Origin of the sequence: Yersinia hibernica (assembly GCF_004124235.1) — a bacterium.
Lineage (GTDB): Bacteria > Pseudomonadota > Gammaproteobacteria > Enterobacterales > Enterobacteriaceae > Yersinia > Yersinia hibernica.
Map to the genome: position 1 here is coordinate 4,653,306 of NZ_CP032487.1, position 20,683 is coordinate 4,673,988.

A 20,683-nucleotide genomic window follows, 5' to 3' on the forward strand; every position below is an offset into this window, starting at 1 on the left:
TAGCGAAAACTCGCAGAAGTATCATTAATAATGCCAGCAAGGCCGCCTTGCTGGCATTTTTTATTGTTAAAGTTTAGTCAATACCTGCCGATAGATTGTACAAGAAGGTTGCTGGCATTGATGGCATTGATGGCATTGATGGCATGAATGTTGTCACAAAAACGTTTGGGAAAAGCACTCTTGCCAAGGCTGCCCCACATACCGCCAGTTCCCCGAAATCCTCTAATAACTAGACCTCCCCAAACTCACCTACGCTGATTGATTTGCAGCAAAAACACCGCATAACGGAGAAGAACATGGCAGGATTTAGCAAAGTTTTTGGTCACTTTGAAAACATGAAAGTCGGTAAAAAGCTCGGATTAAGCTTTTTCCTGATGTTGTTGTTGGTTGGCATTATCGCAGGTACCACCGCATATCATTTCTCCGCTATTGAAGAACATGCTTATAAAGTCGATTTAAGCTACAAAATTAATGATGAAGCCAATCAGGCAAAATATAACCGCGCGCTATATGAACGCACTTATGATTTGAAATACATCAAAGAAAATTCTGAGCATATCAACAAGATAAAAACCTTGCTGTCTCAAAGCGACGAGCTTAACTGGTCAAAAAGCAACCACAAAACGATCAGTAATATTGCCGATGTAGTAGAAGAATATCTGCAACAACAGACTAATTTTGTCAACGCAGTCGCTCATAAGGACGACGTACGCAAAAGTTGGAATATCTCTGAAACTCAGAAGAACCTCAATGAATTACAACAAAGCTTGCTCAATGAGGGCGCGGATACCAACACCCAGATTCTACTGGCTGAAATGAACCAAAAATTAATGACTGTGCGCTATAACGCGCGTGGTTTATTGCTGGATCGCAACCAAGATGCAGAATCTTCATTAATAACTTCGATCAATATTGCTAACAGCGCCGCAAATGCTTTCATGCCAGTGTTATCAGCCGAGCAGCAAAAACTATTAGCCCCGGTTATCTCCAGCCTTCACATCTATAAAGATAATGTATTGGCTTATTTACCGGCTTATCAGCAAGAGCTGGAAGTCGGTAAAGTGATGGAAGCCAATGCCAATGAATTGAATAAGTTGGCAACCTATCTGTTCACCCAAGAGCTACAAGGCACCCACGACGAAATCAATAACGCGCAATTGCAGTTAACTATTTCAGCCATCGCGGCGCTACTCTTTGGTCTGCTGATTTCATGGCGCATGACCCGCCAGATCACCGTGCCACTGCGCACTACGCTGGCGATGGCCGAGCGCATTGCCACTGGTGATTTAACCGCAGCAACCACCTCAACCCGTACTGATGAATTGGGCTTGCTGATGAATGCGGTGGCCCGAATGAATGAAAATCTGCGCGCGATGATTGATGAAATCCGCATTGGTGTCAGTCAGGTGTCTCATGCCTCCGGCGAGATTGCCGCCGGTAATACTGATTTATCATCCCGCACCGAACAACAAGCAGCGGCCGTAGAAGAAACCGCGGCCAGTATGGAGCAGTTAAATGCCACGGTGAAACAAAATGCCGATAATGCCCATCACGCTAATCAACTGGCAACGGAGGCATCACAAACCGCACAACAAGGTGGCAAGCTGGTTAATGATGTGGTGCGCACCATGAATGATATTTCGGGTAGCTCTCGACGGATTTCTGAAATCACCTCAGTGATTAACAGCATTGCTTTCCAGACCAATATTTTGGCACTGAATGCCGCAGTTGAAGCAGCTCGCGCCGGTGAGCAAGGCCGTGGTTTTGCCGTGGTGGCAAGCGAAGTGCGTAATCTGGCACAACGCAGTGCGCAAGCAGCGAAAGAAATTGAGGGGTTGATTGGCGAGTCAGTATCTCAAGTGAATGCCGGGACATCGCTGGTACAAAATGCGGGCCAAACCATGGAAGATATTGTCCGCTCCGTGACTCATGTGCGCGATATCATGGCAGAAATTGCCTCGGCCTCTGATGAACAAAGCCGGGGTATCACTCAGGTCAGCCAGGCTATTTCGGAAATGGACAGCACCACTCAACAGAATGCCGCATTGGTGGAAGAGTCCGCCGCCGCCGCCGACTCATTAGCGGAGCAAGCTATCTTATTGGCGCAAGCCGTGGCTGTATTCCGGCTGTCAGAAACAGAAACTGAACCCGCGCAAAGTCATAGCCCCCCCCCGCGTGCAACATCACCACGCCCGGCCACAGAGGCTAATCGCATCACTCAGCAGGATAATTGGGAAACGTTCTGATTCGCCGTTAAACCTTGGAACCCTGCCCTTAGGCAGGGTATTCTGAGCTCCCCCCTGAACATAGGCAAAGAGAGCAGATGAAATATCCACAGGTTTATATCGGCAAAATTGAGCCTTACAGCGGCAGCTCCCCCAGCGCCATTGGCAAACGTCAGGTTCAGGGGGGCATTATGCTCACAGCGTTGGGTCTGGAGGGTGATGAACAGGCCGAAACGCGCTTTCACGGCGGCCCGGATCGGGCGTTATGTCATTATCCCCGCGAGCATTACACTCACTGGGCACAGCAATTCCCTGAACAGGCTGATGTTTTCTCGCCCCCGGCTTATGGTGAAAACCTATCCACCCTCGGCATGACCGAGAAAAATGTATTTATGGGGGATATCTATCACTGGGGGGATGCCATCATTCAGGTGACGCAACCGCGCTCACCTTGCTACAAACTTAACTTCCATTTTGCCATTGAGGATATGTCAGTGTTGATGCAGCAAACCGGCTACTGCGGTTGGCTGTATCGGGTGATTTCACCCGGCAAAGTCAGTGAAAGCCATTCTTTAACACTGCTAGCGCGGACTAGCGATATCTCCGTCTCTGAAGCCATCGCCATTGCTTGGCATATGCCGTTCGATGAAGAACAGTATCGCCGCTTATTAGCGGTATCCGGGCTATCAGCCAGTTGGAGCAAAACCATGTTGACGCGGATTGCAGAAGGGAAAATTGAGGACTTTAATCGACGTTTACTGGGGAATAGCAAGCTACCAAGACGTGATTAATGGTTAAACATCGCCAGCACTCTTTTGAATGATAAACCGACAAAAACAAACCAGGTGGCGGCAAGTACCGCGCACCTGGGTTGCTCAGAAGCAGTCATCAGAATGCTTTTTTGGCGTAACCGGTCACTTCTTTCAGGCCCATCTCGCGGCCTAATGCCGTCATTGGGTGAACCACCACAATACCGCGCGCCGCTTTCTTCAAAGAGCCCATATCAGCTTGCTCTTTCTTGGTAATGGCGCGGCTAAAGGGCAGTTGAGCCAGTTTCTGGGCTTCAGCACTCAGGTTTTTAACCCGCACTTCTTTCAAACGCTGAATTTCAGCCGCCAGCTTCTCTTTTTCTTTCATATGCTGCGCGATTAAATCCACATTCCCCTGCTGAATAACAATAGGATCTTTGTGGTTCAACGCATCCAGCATGTCGCTGAGGCGCTTGATTTCTGCATGTTCTTTCATAGTATTGGCCCGTACATGCCGCTATGGGCACGATATTTCGCTAAAGTTGGAGATAGGATAGCACTGATTGTGCATCAAGATGGATAGTGTATCAGGATGCATCTCTTTCGGCAGTAGCCTCCTGCACCGGTTGCCACGACATTCCCGCGGGCAAGCCGCTAATTTCACAGGCAACCGCTCCCAGCCGCTCCAATGCCCCGGTATAGCGGCTATTGAATGGATAACAGCAGGATAGGCGGAATGCATGGCGATAACGGCCACTGGGTGAATAAAGCGTCCCCGGTGTCAGGCAAATCTGCTCTTGCAACAATTGATGGAACAGTGCAACGGTATCGACGCTAGCAGGGAATTCCACCCAAAAGACAAACCCACCAGCCGGCTGTGTCACTGTGGTTCCCCGCGGGAAATAGCGGGTAATCAGTTGTTGAGCTTGCTGGACTTGTTGTGCATAGCGGCGGCGCAAGCTGCGTAAATGGTGGTCATAGCCACCGGATTCAAGAAATAGCGCCAATGTTTCGGACAACAGCACCGGTTCTGCCATTGAAGAAACGGCTTTGAGCTTGTGCAATGCTTCTGCAAAGCGCCCACCGTCAATCCAGCCAACACGGAAATCCGGGGCTAATGTTTTAGTAAAGCTGGAGCAAAACAGCACCCAACCGTCACGATCAAAAGCTTTAACTGCCGGTGATAGAGTCGAGCCAAATTGAATTTCGGCATATAACCCATCTTCAATCAGTGGTACTTGATGATCGTTCATCAGCTGCGCCAATCGTTTTTTCGCGGCAAGTGGCATGGTATAGCCCAAAGGATTCTGCACCGTCGGCATAGCAATCAATGCATTCAGACGCCCTTCTTCAAGCAACAATGCCAATACATCCAATGAGATACCCTGCTGTGGGTCCGTGGGAATCTCCACTGCTTTTAACCCGAGGCTTGCCAATAAGGGCATCAAATAGAAATAAGTCGGCGACTCCAGGCCGACACAATCCCCCGGTTTGGTGGTCACCCGTAGCGCCAATTGCAGCGCCTCCATACACCCATGGGTAATGGTGATATCCGTCGGGCTGGCCAACATCCCTAACGTCATGGCGCGGCGGGCGATTTGCTGGCGCAGACGCAGGCTACCGGGCGGCAAAGAATATTGACTGATTAATTGTGGCTCACGGCGTAGCAAGGAAGCCATGATACGGCCCAGCTTGGCACTGGGATAAAAGTCGCCGGTCTGCGGGCAGGCCAGCGAGATATTGGTAAAGCGCGGGTTTTGTTGTGCTGCAAACACCGTATCAATCAAATCCAGCACTTCATCCACCGGCTTACCCACAGTGGCAGTTGGCACCACGGCGGTGGACGGGCTACAGACATAAAAACCCGACTGCGGACGGGCCTCAATCAGACCTCGGTCTTCCAAGGTGCGATACGCGGCCACCACGGTATTGATGCTCACCTGATGGCTCTGCGCGCATCCCCGCACCGAAGGCAGGCGGCTACCCGCCGGGAGACTGCCATTTTTAATGGCTTGTGCCAAATTGTCGGCCACTTGTAAGTAGCGGATTTCATTCATAACAAGGGCCATGGTGACAGTTCTCCACAAGATGGATGGGTACAGTTTTGCTCCATGCAAACTGTACCCATAACAATAGATAACTTCTGCTTCTGACGCCACCCCGGATTGATGTTTATGCTGAATCTCTTGGCAACACACATAACAATAGACTCAGGAAAATTCTCATGCTGGACAGTGCTTTTATCAGTTACGTTACCGTTATGTCGATAACCCCCGGCCCGAATAACCTGCTATTGGCCGCTTCTGGCGTCAATTTTGGTTTGCGTCGAACTTTCCCGATGATGTTGGGAATTACTTTTGGTTGTGCGCTGCAATGCGCGTTAATGACCACATTGCTCGCCTTGGTTCTCAGCTGGGTGGGGGTGGTTCGCCTGCCATTAGTCACATTGGGTGGCGGCTATCTACTGTGGTTATCTTGGAAGATTTTTAATTCCGGCACCCCCAATGCCCGAGATAGCGAACACCCGATGGGATTCATTCAGGGGGCTTTATTCCAAGCGGTTAACCCCAAAGCTTGGTTGATGGCAATGAATGTCGCCATCTTATTTACCCCACGTGAGGGCGCAACACTGAGCCACACACTGATGATTATGAGCGGCTTCGCTTTATTAAATCTGCCTTGTGTGGCGGTGTGGGCGGTAATGGGCGACCAGTTGCGTCATGCACTGCGCGTTAATTGGAAGTTACGGCTATTTAATGGCGTGATGGGCGGTTTAATGGCAATAACCGCATTGTGGTTGTTGGCTGATGAATGGCTGAGCGCGATGGCGTAATTCAGGCATGGCCAAGTGGAGAGAGCTTGGAGACTTGTTTCTGACTGATGCGGGAGAGCAATTCAGTTATCGACAGCACCATAGTTGAGCGCACCATTTGCTGATAACGCTGGCGTTGCATAGCAATCAGCGAAGCATCGGCCTCATCCGGGCGAAGGAATGTTGGCACTGGCGGCAGCTCAGCCACACAATGCAATTCACCAAATGGCCCGAGGATTTCGTCATCAGTAAAACGATACTCGGTGCCATCATGGTTGAGTTCTTCGCGCAGCGCCATTAATAGCTCAGCATCTTCATATTCATGGCGGGTAATCACCCCCAAGGCATAAACCAACTTCAGCCGTACAGATAACTCCCCCAACGGCCCATCCCCCACCAACAATGGCTCCACGGCATATTTCACCGCATAGTCATCTTTACGAAAAACCTGCACCACGAGAATGTTCAACGCCTCGGCCAATAATTCGACAGCAGCCATCAAGAAACTCCGAACGGTCTTTCCCGCGTTCAGATGTTCAAGTACCCGATTCTCAAATGCCTGTGTTTTCTCAATCATCGTTTGTCACTGGGGTGGTTGCTGATTATCAGGCTACGAAAGGATAAATACCGCGCAATCTGACACGGTATTTATCACCTAACGCAAACTCGTTTATAACAAAACGAAATCAGTGCGTCAGCTTGTCCTGCATGGCGTTATACACACTCACCGCCTGTTCCACAACCTCGCTATCAGCTGGTAGACCGGAAATTTGAGCAAGGGTGGCTTTCGGCCCCAATTTCGCCAGTAACTCAACCAATTCCTGTACTTGCGGATCCTGCTCACTGCGATAACTCATTGCGGCCGCGATGCCGGTCACCAGATTATGGTGCGGCAACTGATATTCCAGTGTCCCCAGCAGCGGTTTGATCAAACGGTCACCGGCACTCAGTTTACGCAGCGGCTGGCGGCCAACACGCTCAACATCATCATGCAAGTAAGGATTTTCGAACCGGGAGAGAATTTTATTGATATAAGCCGCATGTTTTTGTGGATCAAAAGCATAGCGTTTAATCAGCACCGCACCGCTCTCTTCCATTGCGCCCTTCACGGTCTGGCGGACAGCTGGGTCTAAGATGGCATCACGAATAGTTTGGTGACCGGCCAACTGGCCCAAATAGGCCGTAATAGCATGCCCGGTATTCAGAGTGAAGAGTTTGCGCTCCACAAAAGCCATCAAATTATCCGTCAGTTCCATCCCGGCGATTTGTGGCGGCGGCCCTTTAAACTGGGTGCCATCAACAATCCATTCGCTGAATGTTTCTACTGTTACAGCCAGAATATCCGTACTGCCCGCCTCCGATGGCGGCACAATGCGGTCTACCGCAGAATCAACAAAACCCACATGTTGCTCCACCCATGCTTGCTCATTCTCTGGCAAAGCAGCGAAAACATGCTGTTTTAACTGGCTGGTGCCACGCACCATATTCTCACAAGCAATAATATTCAGCGGGCGGGTATTACCTTGTTGATGACGGGCAATCAAACCTTGCGCCACGGTGCCAGCAATGCGGGCCAGAATTTGTGGGCCAACCGCGGTGGTGACAATATCAGCATCGGCAATCAGTGCCACCACTTCCGGGCTACCACTGTTGACTGCGCTAACATTTTTCACTTCTTCAACCCGCGCTTGCTCACCCACCACATTGACCTGATAACTCTGCCGCTTATTCAGCTCATCCAACAGCGGCTGATTCACATCTGCGAAAGTGAGTTGCGCACCGGCATCAGCAAGAAGTTTACCAATGAAGCCCCGGCCAATATTACCTGCGCCAAAATGTAATGCTTTCATGTTTTTTACCTTTTGCTGTAAAAGGGCCATTTACTCCCAATGGCCCTATTCAGTGATGACTGGGTTACTTTCCCCCAGTTATTTTTTACCGCCGAGCAAGTCCAGCACTTCTTGTACGTTAGTCGTTTTGCTTAAACGCTCAATGACTGAATCATCATCCAACGCATTGGTCAGGCTAGTAATCACCTGAATATGCTCATTATTACGGGCAGCAATACCAATGACCAGACGAGCCACTTCATCTTCTTCCTCACCAAAACGCACACCTGCAGGATATTGGCAGAACACCACGCCCGTTTTCAGTACACGATCTTTGGCTTCAATGGTGCCGTGTGGCACGGCGATAGATTCGCCCAGATAAGTGGAGGTCAGTTTTTCACGTTCCAACATAGCTTCAACATATTCTGGCTCGACATAACCGCCTGCCACTAACTGCTCACCGGCAAAGCGAATGGCTTGCTCTTTGGTGGTCGCATGTTGATTAAGGAAGACATTCTCTGCGCCCAGTCGGAACAGGTTGGCTTCAGATGGTTCAAAGCTATCATCCAGCGTTTCAATCACTTTCTGCGCTGTTGCAGCGGCCTCACTGGCTTCAACCAAACGTGCGGTCAGGTTGTTGTACAACTGGCTGTCTAAGAAGTTAGTCAGCGAAATATGCTGTGCTTGTGGTGCATGGCGCATAGCTCGCTCGGTCAAATCACGGTGCGTGATAACTAAATCGACATCTTCTGGTAAGTTGTTGATAGCGCAGTTTGTTACCGAGATGTACTTCAAACCCGCATCCTGTACTTTCTTACGCAACACCCCGGCCCCCATCGCACTAGAACCCATACCAGCATCACAGGCTACGATGATTTTACGCACAGTGCTCAAATCGCCAGCAGCAGCGGCTGCATTGGCGGCTTGTGCGCCTTTAGATTGTGCTTTCATGTCTTGCATACGACGGGTCGCATCTTCCAAACTGTCTTCGTCGTCATCTTTCACTTTAGAAGTTTTCAGCAAGATAGCTGACACCACGAATGACACAGCAAAAGCCGCCGTTACTGCAGCAATGTTGGCAAAATATGCGCCTTTCGGTGTCATCGCCAATACCGCCAGGATAGAACCCGGAGATGCTGGTGAGACCAAACCGCCATTCAGCAGAGTCAGTGTGAACACACCGGTCATACCACCCAGAATCACCGCCAGCAATAAGCGTGGGTTCATCAGAACGTATGGGAAATAGATTTCGTGGATACCACCGAAGAAGTGGATGATAGCCGCGCCGCCAGCAGATTGTTTGGCATTACCTTTGCCGAAGAACATATAAGCCATCAATACCCCCAAACCTGGGCCTGGGTTAGCTTCGATCAGGAAGAAGATAGACTTACCGGTTTCAGTGGCCTGCTGGATACCCAGCGGTGAGAAGATACCGTGGTTGATGGCGTTATTGAGGAACAGGATTTTGGCTGGCTCAACGAAGATTGATGTCAATGGCAGCAGGTTATTCTGCACCATGATATGCACGCCTTTCGACAGCACATGAGACAATATTTCAACCAATGGGCCAATCGCCATAAAGGCCAAAATAGCCAACAACATACCGATAATACCGGCTGAGAAGTTGTTAACCAGCATCTCAAAGCCGCTTTTAATTTTACCTTCAACCCAACGGTCAAAGTGTTTGATTGCCCAGCCACCTAGTGGGCCGACAATCATTGCACCGAGGAACATTGGCATATCCGCACCAACGATAACCCCCATGGTGGTAATCGCACCCACCACACCACCACGATCACCCCCTACCAAGCGGCCACCGGTAAAACCGATCAGCAGCGGTAACAGGTAGGTGATCATCGGCCCCACCATTTTGGCTAACGTTTCATTCGGTAACCAACCTGTTGGAATAAACAGTGCGGTGATAATACCCCAGGCAATAAATGCGCCGATATTGGGCATAACCATGTTACTGAGGAATCGGCCAAAATTTTGAATTCTGACCTTTGCGTCTGGTGAAAACATAAAACACCCCTATTGGTACGCGCTAACAATAAGAGCGCGATATCATTGTTTTGTTGAGGCAGTTCCGCAAAACCCGCCGGTGTTATCGAATACAAACACGCTGTATGCAAAACAAACTCTAGCATGCTCCTTTACTCACGCGTAGCTCACCCCATAAATGTGATAAACATCACACTAAACCCCCCATCACTGGGGTGTATTTGTTGATGTACATCACATTATTAGGGTGTAAGAAAACCACAGCGAAGAATTTTTAAGCTAAAAACAGCCAATATGGTGATATAAATCACACTTTTATTGCCATCATTTGTTTTGAAAATGTGATGTTAATCACAAGTTATTTTTGCTCGCACAGAGGAGATGAGACATTCACACAACTAATAGCCTCTAAGACTCAGCTTTTAATAAAAATGTGTAATAAAGCAACAGGGAAAGGGGGAGTGTGCTGCCGGGAACAGCAGCGAAAAGTGCGCCAAAGCGGGAAAGGACACGCAGTTCGTCAGCTCGAAAGATGCAACAAGTTTACCCGCCGGCACCACCATATTTCAGCGCGGGAGACCAAAAGGTGCGCGCCCGCACCCTTCGGCGGTTGAGTGAGCAAAAATCCAGACAAAGCCCAATCAACAAACTAAATTCATCACTGCATGATACTCATGACGCTCTTCTGCGCCGCCATCATTGCCGGATACTTAGCAACCAGATTCGCCATCATCGCGTTGTATTGTGCCGCTTGCTGCGCAGTCTGGAATTGGACGCCGCCATTATTAAAGCTGACTTGGGTGCCCTGCTGTTGCAGGAAATCGCCCACTTGCGCCAAATCCTGCACAAAGGCAGAAACCACCGGAACTGCCGGGGTCAACACATTCGTCGGCTGAGTGACCACGTTATCAAAGACTTTATTAAACACGGCTTTCAGGTCATCGGGCTGTTTCAGTGCAGCTACAGCAGTGTCTGCTTGTGTTTTTGCAGTGCGAATCTGTTGCACCAACAGGTTTAAAGCGCCCGCGGACTGCTGTAATGCATCGCGCTTATTGAGATAATCCTGCGCGACACGAATCTCATTGATTTGTGCAATAGCGGGCGTCAGGCTGGCATCTACAGATTTACTCAGTTGCTGTGAAAAAGTGACTAAAATCGCGTAATCGCTGACATAAGGGCCAAACTTCTGCTTTTGATCTTCACTCAATGTCGGCAGTTTCATCCCACTGCGCATCACGGTGTTTTGCAGATAATCAATAAAAGCCTTACGTTGTTCTGGCTCTTTATCCCCGCAGGCAGTCAATTGGAACACCACCAGTAACGCCAGGAATGGCGCCAACCAACGTGAATATCGGGTCGTATTCAGTGCAAAAGTCATGTGAAACTACTCCTGTAATAAGTACTTATCTTCACAAAATTCTATTCTTATCACTCATATCCACTAATAAGAATAGCTAAGGGGAGCGATAAACGCTCCCCTGTGATTAGCTGAGTACAGGATTACTGCAACAGCGAAATATCAGCAACCTGCAAGAACAGCTCGCGTAACTTGCTCAACAATGTCAGGCGGTTAACCCGCACGGCATCGTCTGCGTCCATCACCATTACACTGTCAAAGAACTCATCGACCGTTTCCCGCAGAGCCGCCAACTGAACCAATGCTTCTTGGTATTGGCCAGCAGCAAACACCGGCTCCAGTTTATCGCGCAGCACCACCAAATGAGTGGCCAGTTTCAGCTCAGCAGGTTCTTTCAACACGGAAGCACGAACATGGTCACTCAGCTTATCAGTAGATTTGGCCAGAATATTCGACACCCGTTTGTTGGCAGCGGCCAGTGCTGTAGCGGCATCCAGAGTACGGAAATAGGTCACCGCCTTCACCCGAGCATCAAAATCAGCCGGTTTGGTGGGCCGGCGCGCCAGAACTGCCTGAATGGTATCGACGCTATGACCTTCATCCTGATACCAAGCACGGAAACGGCCCAGCATAAACTCAATCACTTCATCGACCACTTTGGTGTTGGTCAGCTTACTGCCATACAGGCGCACGGCCTCTTCAGTCAGCGTTTGCAGATCCAGCGGCAAATTCTTCTCAACAATAATACGCAATACACCCAACGCCGCGCGGCGCAGAGCGAATGGGTCTTTATCGCCTTTCGGATGTTGCCCGATACCGAAAATACCGGCCAATGTGTCCATTTTATCGGCAATCGCCAATGCACACGCCACCGGATTTGACGGCAAATTGTCACCGGCAAAACGCGGCTGATATTGCTCATTCAGTGCGACAGCAACGTCTTCAGCTTCACCGTCATGACGGGCGTAGTGCATCCCCATCACACCTTGAGTGTCAGTGAATTCGAACACCATATTGGTCATCAGGTCACACTTGGACAGTAAACCCGCACGTGTTGCATGGTTAACATCCGCGCCAATTTGCGCCGCAACCCAACCGGCCAGTGCTTGGATACGATCAGTTTTATCGCGCAGAGTGCCCAGTTGCTGCTGGAACAACACGGTTTCCAGACGCGGTAAATTATCTTCCAGCCGTTTTTTACGGTCAGTATTAAAGAAGAATTCAGCATCCGCCAGACGCGGGCGCACCACTTTCTCATTACCCGAAATAATCTGCTGAGGATCTTTCGATTCAATGTTGGCCACAAAAATAAAGTGTGGCAGCAAGTTACCGGCCTTGTCGTAAACCGGGAAATACTTCTGGTCACCTTTCATGGTGTACACCAGCGCTTGTGCAGGAACAGCCAGGAATTTCTCTTCAAACTTGGCGGTCAACACCACCGGCCATTCAACCAGTGACGCCACCTCTTCCAGCAAGCTTTCACTCAGATCTGCCACACCGCCAATTTTCTGTGCGGCCAATTCAGCATCACGCTTAATGATAGCTTTGCGTAATTCATAATCAGCGATAACTTTGCCGCGCTCCAGCAACACTTCCGGGTATTGATCCGCATTATCGAGAGTGAATTCAGCTTCCCCCATAAAGCGGTGACCACGGATAACGCGGCCTGACTCGATACCCAATACAGTGCCAGGAATAACTTCAGAACCTAGCAACATGGTCACGGTATGAACCGGGCGAACGAATTGGGTTTCTTTATCACCCCAACGCATTAGTTTAGGAATCGGCAGTTTGCTCAGGGCGGTATTTACCATCCCCGTCAGCAATAATTGTGCGGATTGCCCTGTTACGTGAGCGCGATACAGCAGCCATTCGCCTTTGTCAGTGACCAGACGTTCTGCTTGATCCACAGTAATACCACAGCCCCGCGCCCAACCTTCGGCGGCTTTGCTTGGTTTACCTTCCGCATCAAATGCTTGGGCGATTGCCGGGCCACGTTTTTCGACTTCACGATCAGCCTGAGCAGCACTTAAATTAATCACTTTTAACGCTAAACGGCGCGGGGCGGCATACCAAATAACCTCGCCATGAGGCAAATTGGCGCTATCAAGTTCAGCCGTAAAATTGGCAGCAAAAGATTCGGCCAGAGAACGAAGAGCCTTCGGCGGCAACTCTTCCGTGCCGATTTCCACCAGGAAAGTCTGTTGAGTCATGACAGCCTCTTAGTTCTGATTCTTTTTGCACATAGGGAAGCCCAATGCCTCGCGGGAGGCATAATAAGCCTCGGCGACCGCTTTGGTCAGCGTACGAATGCGCAGAATATAGCGCTGACGCTCAGTCACCGAGATGGCTTTACGGGCGTCAAGCAGATTAAATGTGTGGCCCGCTTTCAGAATACGTTCATAAGCGGGCAACGGTAGCGGAACTTCCAGCGCCAGCAGTGACTGAGCTTCTTTCTCATACTGTTCAAAGCAGGAGAACAGGAAGTCCACATCGGCGTATTCAAAGTTATAGGTGGATTGCTCCACTTCATTTTGATGATAAATATCGCCGTAGGTGGTTTTACCCAGTGGGCCATCGCACCAAATCAGGTCATAGACACTGTCTACACCCTGAATGTACATTGCCAAACGTTCCAGCCCATAGGTTATCTCGCCGGTGACTGGCTTACATTCCAAGCCCCCCACTTGCTGGAAGTAAGTGAACTGAGTCACTTCCATGCCGTTGAGCCACACTTCCCAGCCCAGCCCCCAGGCACCCAATGTTGGGTTCTCCCAGTTATCTTCGACAAAGCGGATGTCATGAATCATCGTGTCCAGGCCCAATTCTTTCAATGAACCTAAATACAGTTCCTGAATGTTGTCGGGCGAGGGCTTAATAATCACCTGGAACTGATAATAGTGTTGCAGGCGGTTCGGGTTCTCACCGTAGCGACCATCGGTCGGGCGGCGCGAGGGTTGTACATAAGCGGCAGCGATTGGCTCTGGGCCAAGCGCGCGCAGGCAGGTCATGGGGTGGGAAGTACCCGCGCCGACTTCCATGTCCAGTGGTTGAACAATGGTGCAGCCTTGGCGCGCCCAATAGTCCTGTAACGTCAGGATCAGGCCCTGAAAGGTCTTGGTATCAAACTTTTGCATGTTGGATTCGCACGCGATACAAGTGGATTAAAATGGAATGGGTCAGTATACCCGTTGACCGTAAGATATACAGCCAGAATCCAGCAAGATGTCAGGATCGGGGTGAATTTATTGATTAATTTTGCAAAAAATAGCGGAAACTGAAGGAGAAGGGCCGTATCTGAAAAGAAAAACAAGCCTATTTTTAGATACGGCCGGATATTGCTTTACGACATAAGCTCTCAGTGCCATTGCTACCACCTTATATTATTCAAGGCCGTCGACAACCAAACCAACAACGCCAGTATATCGGCGGAGCTATGGCGGACAGAGCCACCGCTTGCTGGCGGCGTCTACCTTGCTGAGAAGATAAAATGGGCCGCTTATCCACATGATTGGCATAACCCTTACTTGTACTTGGCCCTTTAAAATTGCATTGATAAATACAGGAGCCACAGCAAATGGGTTTCTCGCCCAACTGAAACGCCGTGGCGGTGTGGATACAACCAAGAAAAACCCCCAAGCCGAATATACCTATCAAGGGCTTTTTTAGTTTATTTTGCTTTAAATTCATAAATTTACTCATATATTATTAAACAAGTAACGAATAGCAGCAATTAATGCTGCTAGAGGTTAATTATCGCTCTATAACTTATTGCGTCAAACCTCTCAGCAAATATAAAATGTGTAGGTTGCTTATCATCGCCCGAACAGCGATTATCCCCAGCCATGGGTCAGATAGAGGAATACGTCAGATGGCTATAGAACGCTGTGGCTGGGTCACATCAGATCCACTCTATATCGCTTATCACGATAACGAATGGGGCATTCCGCAGAGAAATAATCAGGCGCTGTTTGAGATGCTGTGTCTCGAAGGGCAACAAGCCGGACTTTCCTGGATAACCGTGCTGAAAAAACGTGAACACTATCGCCAATGTTTCTATCATTTTGATCCCATACGGGTGGCGAAAATGGGGCCAGAAGAAGTAGAAAAACTGATGTTGGACAGCGGTATTATCCGCCATCGCGGTAAAATTCAGGCCATTATTACCAATGCCCAAGCCTATCTGGCCATGGAAGCCAGCGGCGAAGATTTTTCGCATTTTATCTGGAGCTTTGTCGACGGTGAGCCAAAAATTAATCATTGGTGGTGTTTAGCGGAGTCGCCCGCGACCACGCCAATTTCCGATGCCATGTCAAAAGCCCTCAAAAAACGTGGTTTTAAGTTTATCGGCTCCACTATTTGCTATGCATTTATGCAGGCCAGTGGCCTGGTGAACGACCATCTGGCGAGCTGTTTTTGTCATCCGGATAATACGGTAAAATGATAAGAGCTTACCAACCTGACGATCTCGAGTCTTTGATGCAATTGTGGCTGACCAGTACAATTGCAGCACACCCTTTTATTGCCGAGCAATATTGGCACGAGAGCGCCGCATTAGTACGAAATACCTATCTTCCCGCGGCGCGTACTTGGGTATATTTACCACAAGATGTTCACCCGCAAGCCGTTGATGGCGAAAACACCATCGCTGGATTTATTAGTGTCCTCGAAGAACAACTGGTAGGCGCGCTATTTGTTGACCAATCCTATTACGGCAAAGGAGTTGGCAAAATACTGATGAATTATATTCAGCAGCACTATAACGCGCTAACTCTGGAGGTTTATCAACAAAACCACCGGGCTTATCACTTTTATCGTAAACAAGGTTTTATTGTTACTGATCTAGACCACAATGCGGAAACTAAAAGCATTATTTTAACCATGCACTGGCAACGACCATAAATATAAAACCCCGCCAATAATTCATATTACCCCCATCACATAAAATATATTTCCATTCTATAAAAAGAATAAAAAACAAATAGAAAGAAAATTAAATGACTTATTTAATCTCTATTCTCTATAGTGGCAATTGAGTTTATAAAATTTAAATTCCACCCAATGATATATGCGAGGCCATTATGTGTAAAAAATATAATTTACTCTTATTCCTCTTCTGCCTAACATCTTCACCCTTGGTGTATTCTGAGTTAGTCACATCATTTGACTATGCCACCCCACTCATAGACAACAATACAACCGCAGCCCCAATAAACGCTGCTGATAAAGTTATGTACTCTACACATGTCAAAAATAATTTATTGAATTTTAATGTGGATGAGTCTATAGGGGAAACACTATATTCCCAGCCAAAATCATCAACACCGGTTTGTTTCTACGTCGAAGATAATTTCCAAGGTGAGTCTTTTTGTCTGACGGTGCCGGAAGAAATTGATCTTTATAATATCAAAGATAACCATCTCAATGACAAAATATCTTCCATTAAAATCCCAAAGAATGTACAGGTCACTATTTATAAAAATGATAATTTTAACGCTCCCCACTATAATCTCACCGAGTCCGTTGACCTGACATGGTTAAAAAAAATGGACATGGTCGGCCAGATTAGCGCGATTAAAACTTTCAATTCCCCCGGTTTTTGCACTCAAGATTGCGTGGTGATTAAAGAAAATAAAATAGAATTAAATAATTTACTGGGAAAATACGATTCAGAATTTGGTGAAACAAATAAATTTATATTAATGAATATCGACATTAATAACGATAGCAATTTTGGTGTGGGGTTTATTCATTATCCACAAATCATTGTGGCTGGTAAAGATCTATTTTTCTATGCTGAAGATAAAAGTGAACCATTTAATATCAGGATAAGTGAAATTGCTGATAATATCTCTTTATTATTTAATTTAAATGGGAAACAACTGGGATTTCAATATATTGAAGCCAAAGGAACGGCCCCACTTAATACCCCACTTTGGATTAACACTCGATATTCATCAGAATATTTAACTGATTTATACATCGCTAATGGCATTCCTGATAATGACCAAGGAAATATGCCAGAAAACACCCCGTTATTGATGGTGAATAAAATCATTATGGCAATAAATAAGCACTCTCATCGTGATAAACGCGGAGTTTTAGGAATAGCTGGCTGTGTTGGTATCCCGCTGCTGGCCATTTATAATTTGGTGATTCAGGGGCACTGTAATCAACTTGATAAACTGGTTGGGGCGGATGAATTCTCTCACCACGATGGCGAGGGGAAAACATTAGTCGTGGCCGGTTCAGCAAAGCCCCTTCCGCCAGTAAAACAGACCACCAGCACGTCATTAGCTAAACCAGAACCCGCCATGTTAGTTTTAACACGCCTCGATACTCACCTACATAATCAGGCGGTTACGTTACCAGCTGCGGCAAAAACCTGTAAAACCTCGATAGGGGAAATCCTCTCCGCCCGCTATCCCCGTCAGACAGGAATACGATGTGGGTCTAGGCTGTCTATTCTACTGGCTGATTTTACATTCCTTTTTGGCGAAAATTTATTGACTTGGACAACCGAACATTTAAGCCAAGTTCTACAGAATATTAGGGATCATGGCACGACTGGTTATGCGGTATCTGACCAAGTAACAGAATCCAGATTGGTCGAAAGAGTGCAGACAGCCATATCTGATTTGGGATTTGCCCCATTGACCACCATGTTGGAGGAAGCTTTCAATTATGCATTATTAAATTATGCCCGCTATTTTATACATAATGAAAACCAAGAAACTTTTGCCACTCCCCAAGCAGCGCAAAGCCTCCCATTAGGAGATTATGTATTACCTTTAGCAACCTATATTCACCCAACAGAGCCACCATCCCCGCTTATTAGGGATAACAACGAATGGATTAGACCAGAAGGTGTGTATTTTGAAATTACCGTTATTCCTGGTGGCGATCAGCATATCGCCACAAATTTAACGGAGGAGATAGTTGAGGTGATTAATGATTGGCGGATATTTTACAATCAAGTTGAATATCAAGCAGATAATAACAGCACACCATTAACGAGCCACGACCGGACAATCTATGCCGCCAGAATAACCAGTAATATGCTGTATCACATGTTAACGGACAACTCTGCTGACTATCAATTTGTCGTTGTTAAACTCAAGGGGAAAATTGTGAGTGTGTTAGCCTCATTAAATGACGCCAATAATGAGGATAGCTATATTAATTTCTCTGTTACTCACCCACAGTATGTATTAAATCCTCATGAAAATGGCAGTGTTCGAGGTGCAGGAACCGCAGCAGTCAGAGAGTTAGCTCGATATCTAAAAGAAAAAGGTAAAAAAACCCTCAGCTCCCAGGTTATTTCACAGCCCTCAGCAATTGTGAAAAAAAAGCTGGGTTTCCTACATAAAGATGAACTCTAAATCCACCCTGTGTCGGTATTCATACTGGCACAGGGTTATTCCTTATTCTTATTCGACAGCAACGCGATATACACAGCGGCGTGAACCCGAGAGTATATGCTCAGTTCGCTCAACCGGTGCTTGTAATACCTCACGGAAAACATCTAATTCCGCACGACAAAATCCCTGGCAGCTAGTTGCCGCCGCGCAAATAGGACAATGGTTTTCAATCAGTAATATCGAACCATCGGCCTGAGTTTGGCACTCAGCCATATAACCCTCCTGAGAGCGAATCGCCACCAGCCGGGCCACCCGGTCACCAATATTATCGGCACCTTGCATTGCCAGGCAATATTGCTCACGAGTTTCCTGCTCACGGGTATCTATCAGTAAATTAAGGGCTTCTTCGCCTAATTTGCTTCGCACCATTCGCAATAACTGTACCGTTAACTCGCCATGGGCATCGGGAAAGCGCGCATTTCCAGCTTCAGTAAGTTGCCAAAGTTGAATAGGCCGCCCAACACCTTTTGCCTGCGCGAACGCCACCACCAGCCCATCTTTGGCTAACTTTACAAATTGTTGGCGTGCTGCTTCCCCAGTGGTGCCGAGGATTTTTCCTGCATCAGTGGCCTGCAATGGGCCGCGAGTCTTCAGCAACAGTAGCAGGCGTTCAGCAACAGACTGCGGCTGACTGGTTGAATGATCAATATTCATATCTTTCCCAGCATCATTGGTGCAATTTTGATGTTTGATTGCCAGCATAACATTTTACAAGCATATGCTTGACTTATTATCAGTGACTGGCCTAAGTTATTCCAAGAATTAACTTGTTTAACTTTAACGTAACAGTTAAACCAACTCAATAACCAGATTTTTGGCAGGATAAAAAACGTGATAATGAATGATGCAAGCCGATGGAGTGATTTGTTCTCCGGCAAAAATGCGGCTTTTGCTATAGCCCTGTCGGGTGGGGTGGTGTTGCACGCCATCAATATCTATATCGCCACGACCATTTTACCGTCCGTCGTGCTGGAGATTAATGGCCTGAGTCTCTATGCCTGGAATACCACTCTGTTCGTCACAGCATCCATTCTCGGCTCCGCGCTTTCGGCGCGCTTGCTCAGTGGCTACGGCCCGCGCAGTGCTTATCTGTTAGCTTCATTGACCTTTATGTTGGGCAGTGCCTTGTGTGCTATGGCACCCAACATGCCCCTGATGCTGGTGGGCCGCACAGTGCAAGGCTTGGGGGGCGGCTTCCTGTTTGCCCTCTCTTACGCCATGATTAATCTGGTATTTCCACAATCATTATGGCCGCGAGCTATGGCGCTAATTTCTGGGATGTGGGGGGTTGCGACCCTGATTGGCCCAGCTATTGGCGGCATATTTGCTGAAATGAATGCCTGGCGTTTTGCTTTCTGGACATTACTGCCCATTACCCTGATTTATGCCATTTTCACCTGGCGCATTCTGCCTGCGGGAAAATCAGCCAATACTGCGGCGTCAGTGTTGCCAATCACGCAATTAGTGTTATTAACCGCGATTGTGCTCACCATTTCAGCCAGCAGCATTGCCAATAGCGGCTTGATTAACATGATTGGCATGGCGGTGGCGATACTATTGCTGTTGCTATTATTGCGCATAGAATCCCGCGCCAGCATCCGCTTGCTGCCACAGGGGGCTTTGCGCCTTAATTCGCCTTTAGCGGCGCTGTACCTCACCGTCTTATTGCTGGCGATCGGCATTACCTGTGAAATTTTCGTGCCGTATTTCCTACAAACTCTGCATGGTCAGTCTCCACTGATTTCAGGCTATATTGCCGCCACCATGGCGGCGGGCTGGACACTTTCTGAGGTCATGAGTGCTGGTTGGAAAAAATCTGGCGTGCGTTTGGCGATTATCAGCGGCCCAATTATTGTATTGGTGGGCTTAGTTGCCCTGTCTATTCTGATGCCAACCGGCTCACAGGGAAGCTGGCAACATATGGCCCCCATCGCCATTGCACTGACGCTGGTCGGTTTTGGTATTGGTTTTGGCTGGCCACACTTACTGACCCGGATTTTGCAAGTGGCCGCAGAGGAAGATAAAGATATCGCCGGGGCTTCGATAACCACAGTACAAATGTTTGCTACCGCCGTGGGTGCCGCGATGGCGGGTATGGTGGCTAACCTTTCTGGCCTCAATATCCCCGGTGGGGTCATGGGGGCGGAAAATACCGCTCACTGGCTGTTTACTCTGTTCGCCATTGCGCCAGCGCTGGCCATTATCACTGCGCTACGCTGTGCCAAGATTCCCTCACCCCCTTATTCAGTGCCAAACCCCGCCCACAGCGAAACTCCCTAAATCGCAGCA

At 48.2% G+C, this 20,683-nt stretch carries 16 protein-coding genes; 7 read left to right on the forward strand and 9 right to left on the reverse strand.

All coding sequences use genetic code 11. The features are described 5' to 3' along the window. The first annotated feature begins 296 nt into the window (after positions 1 to 296). Both D5F51_RS21755 and yiiM read left to right on the forward strand, forming a co-directional pair. A complete protein-coding gene (locus D5F51_RS21755) occupies positions 297 to 2,246 on the forward strand; it encodes a methyl-accepting chemotaxis protein (protein ID WP_129199029.1) in 1,950 nt (649 codons plus the stop codon). 77 nt (positions 2,247 to 2,323) lie between these two features. After that, entirely contained in the window at positions 2,324 to 3,016 is a 693-nt protein-coding gene (yiiM, locus tag D5F51_RS21760; RefSeq protein WP_129199031.1) for a 6-hydroxyaminopurine reductase, read from the forward strand. Between the two features lie 97 nt (positions 3,017 to 3,113). On the opposite strand, the gene D5F51_RS21765 is transcribed toward yiiM, so the two are convergent. Then, on the reverse strand, positions 3,114 to 3,470 hold the full coding sequence (locus tag D5F51_RS21765; RefSeq protein ID WP_025376452.1) for a YibL family ribosome-associated protein: 357 nt from the start codon (positions 3,468 to 3,470) through the stop codon (positions 3,114 to 3,116). Between the two features lie 91 nt (positions 3,471 to 3,561). Further along, positions 3,562 to 5,043, reverse strand: a complete 1,482-nt coding sequence (locus tag D5F51_RS21770; RefSeq protein WP_129199033.1) for an aminotransferase-like domain-containing protein — start codon at positions 5,041 to 5,043, stop codon at positions 3,562 to 3,564. 155 nt (positions 5,044 to 5,198) lie between these two features. On the opposite strand from D5F51_RS21770, the gene D5F51_RS21775 reads away from it, so the two are divergent. Further along, positions 5,199 to 5,807, forward strand: coding sequence for a LysE family translocator (locus D5F51_RS21775; RefSeq protein WP_025376450.1), 609 nt, complete (start codon positions 5,199 to 5,201; stop codon positions 5,805 to 5,807). Between the two features lies 1 nt (position 5,808). Here D5F51_RS21775 and D5F51_RS21780 read toward each other — a convergent pair whose 3' ends face one another. The 6 genes from D5F51_RS21780 to glyQ form a co-directional block, all read right to left on the reverse strand. Further along, the gene (locus tag D5F51_RS21780; RefSeq protein ID WP_019212698.1) at positions 5,809 to 6,363 is read right to left on the reverse strand and encodes an MltR family transcriptional regulator; all 555 of its coding nucleotides are present in this window, start codon (positions 6,361 to 6,363) and stop codon (positions 5,809 to 5,811) included. 109 nt (positions 6,364 to 6,472) lie between these two features. Next, positions 6,473 to 7,636, reverse strand: coding sequence for a mannitol-1-phosphate 5-dehydrogenase (locus tag D5F51_RS21785; protein WP_129199035.1), 1,164 nt, complete (start codon positions 7,634 to 7,636; stop codon positions 6,473 to 6,475). 78 nt (positions 7,637 to 7,714) lie between these two features. Further along, positions 7,715 to 9,637 carry a PTS mannitol transporter subunit IICBA gene (locus D5F51_RS21790; RefSeq protein ID WP_025376448.1) on the reverse strand — a complete coding sequence of 641 codons (1,923 nt, stop codon included), beginning with the start codon at positions 9,635 to 9,637 and terminating at the stop codon, positions 7,715 to 7,717. Positions 9,638 to 10,274: 637 nt separating this feature from the next. Then, complete coding sequence (locus D5F51_RS21795; protein ID WP_129199038.1) at positions 10,275 to 10,994, reverse strand: DUF3053 domain-containing protein; 720 nt, start codon at positions 10,992 to 10,994, stop codon at positions 10,275 to 10,277. Between the two features lie 122 nt (positions 10,995 to 11,116). Then, positions 11,117 to 13,186 carry a glycine--tRNA ligase subunit beta gene (gene glyS / locus D5F51_RS21800; protein ID WP_129199040.1) on the reverse strand — a complete coding sequence of 690 codons (2,070 nt, stop codon included), beginning with the start codon at positions 13,184 to 13,186 and terminating at the stop codon, positions 11,117 to 11,119. Between the two features lie 9 nt (positions 13,187 to 13,195). Then, entirely contained in the window at positions 13,196 to 14,110 is a 915-nt protein-coding gene (glyQ, locus tag D5F51_RS21805) for a glycine--tRNA ligase subunit alpha (protein ID WP_025376445.1), read from the reverse strand. A gap of 734 nt (positions 14,111 to 14,844) precedes the next feature. On the opposite strand from glyQ, the gene D5F51_RS21810 reads away from it, so the two are divergent. From D5F51_RS21810 to D5F51_RS21820, 3 genes are all read left to right on the forward strand, one after another. Further along, entirely contained in the window at positions 14,845 to 15,417 is a 573-nt protein-coding gene (locus D5F51_RS21810; RefSeq protein WP_129199042.1) for a DNA-3-methyladenine glycosylase I, read from the forward strand. Next, positions 15,414 to 15,875, forward strand: coding sequence for an N-acetyltransferase (locus D5F51_RS21815; protein ID WP_025376443.1), 462 nt, complete (start codon positions 15,414 to 15,416; stop codon positions 15,873 to 15,875). Before D5F51_RS21810 ends, D5F51_RS21815 begins: the two co-directional genes overlap by 4 nt. A 329-nt stretch (positions 15,876 to 16,204) precedes the next feature. Further along, positions 16,205 to 18,355: a beta/gamma crystallin domain-containing protein gene (locus D5F51_RS21820; RefSeq protein WP_129199546.1), complete on the forward strand. Its 2,151-nt coding sequence runs from the start codon at positions 16,205 to 16,207 to the stop codon at positions 18,353 to 18,355. A gap of 48 nt (positions 18,356 to 18,403) precedes the next feature. Here D5F51_RS21820 and D5F51_RS21825 read toward each other — a convergent pair whose 3' ends face one another. Then, on the reverse strand, positions 18,404 to 19,048 hold the full coding sequence (locus D5F51_RS21825) for a helix-turn-helix transcriptional regulator (protein ID WP_025376442.1): 645 nt from the start codon (positions 19,046 to 19,048) through the stop codon (positions 18,404 to 18,406). Between the two features lie 183 nt (positions 19,049 to 19,231). Between D5F51_RS21825 and D5F51_RS21830 the strand changes: the two genes are divergently transcribed. Next, entirely contained in the window at positions 19,232 to 20,674 is a 1,443-nt protein-coding gene (locus tag D5F51_RS21830) for an MFS transporter (protein WP_162301876.1), read from the forward strand. The last annotated feature ends 9 nt before the right edge of the window (positions 20,675 to 20,683 follow it).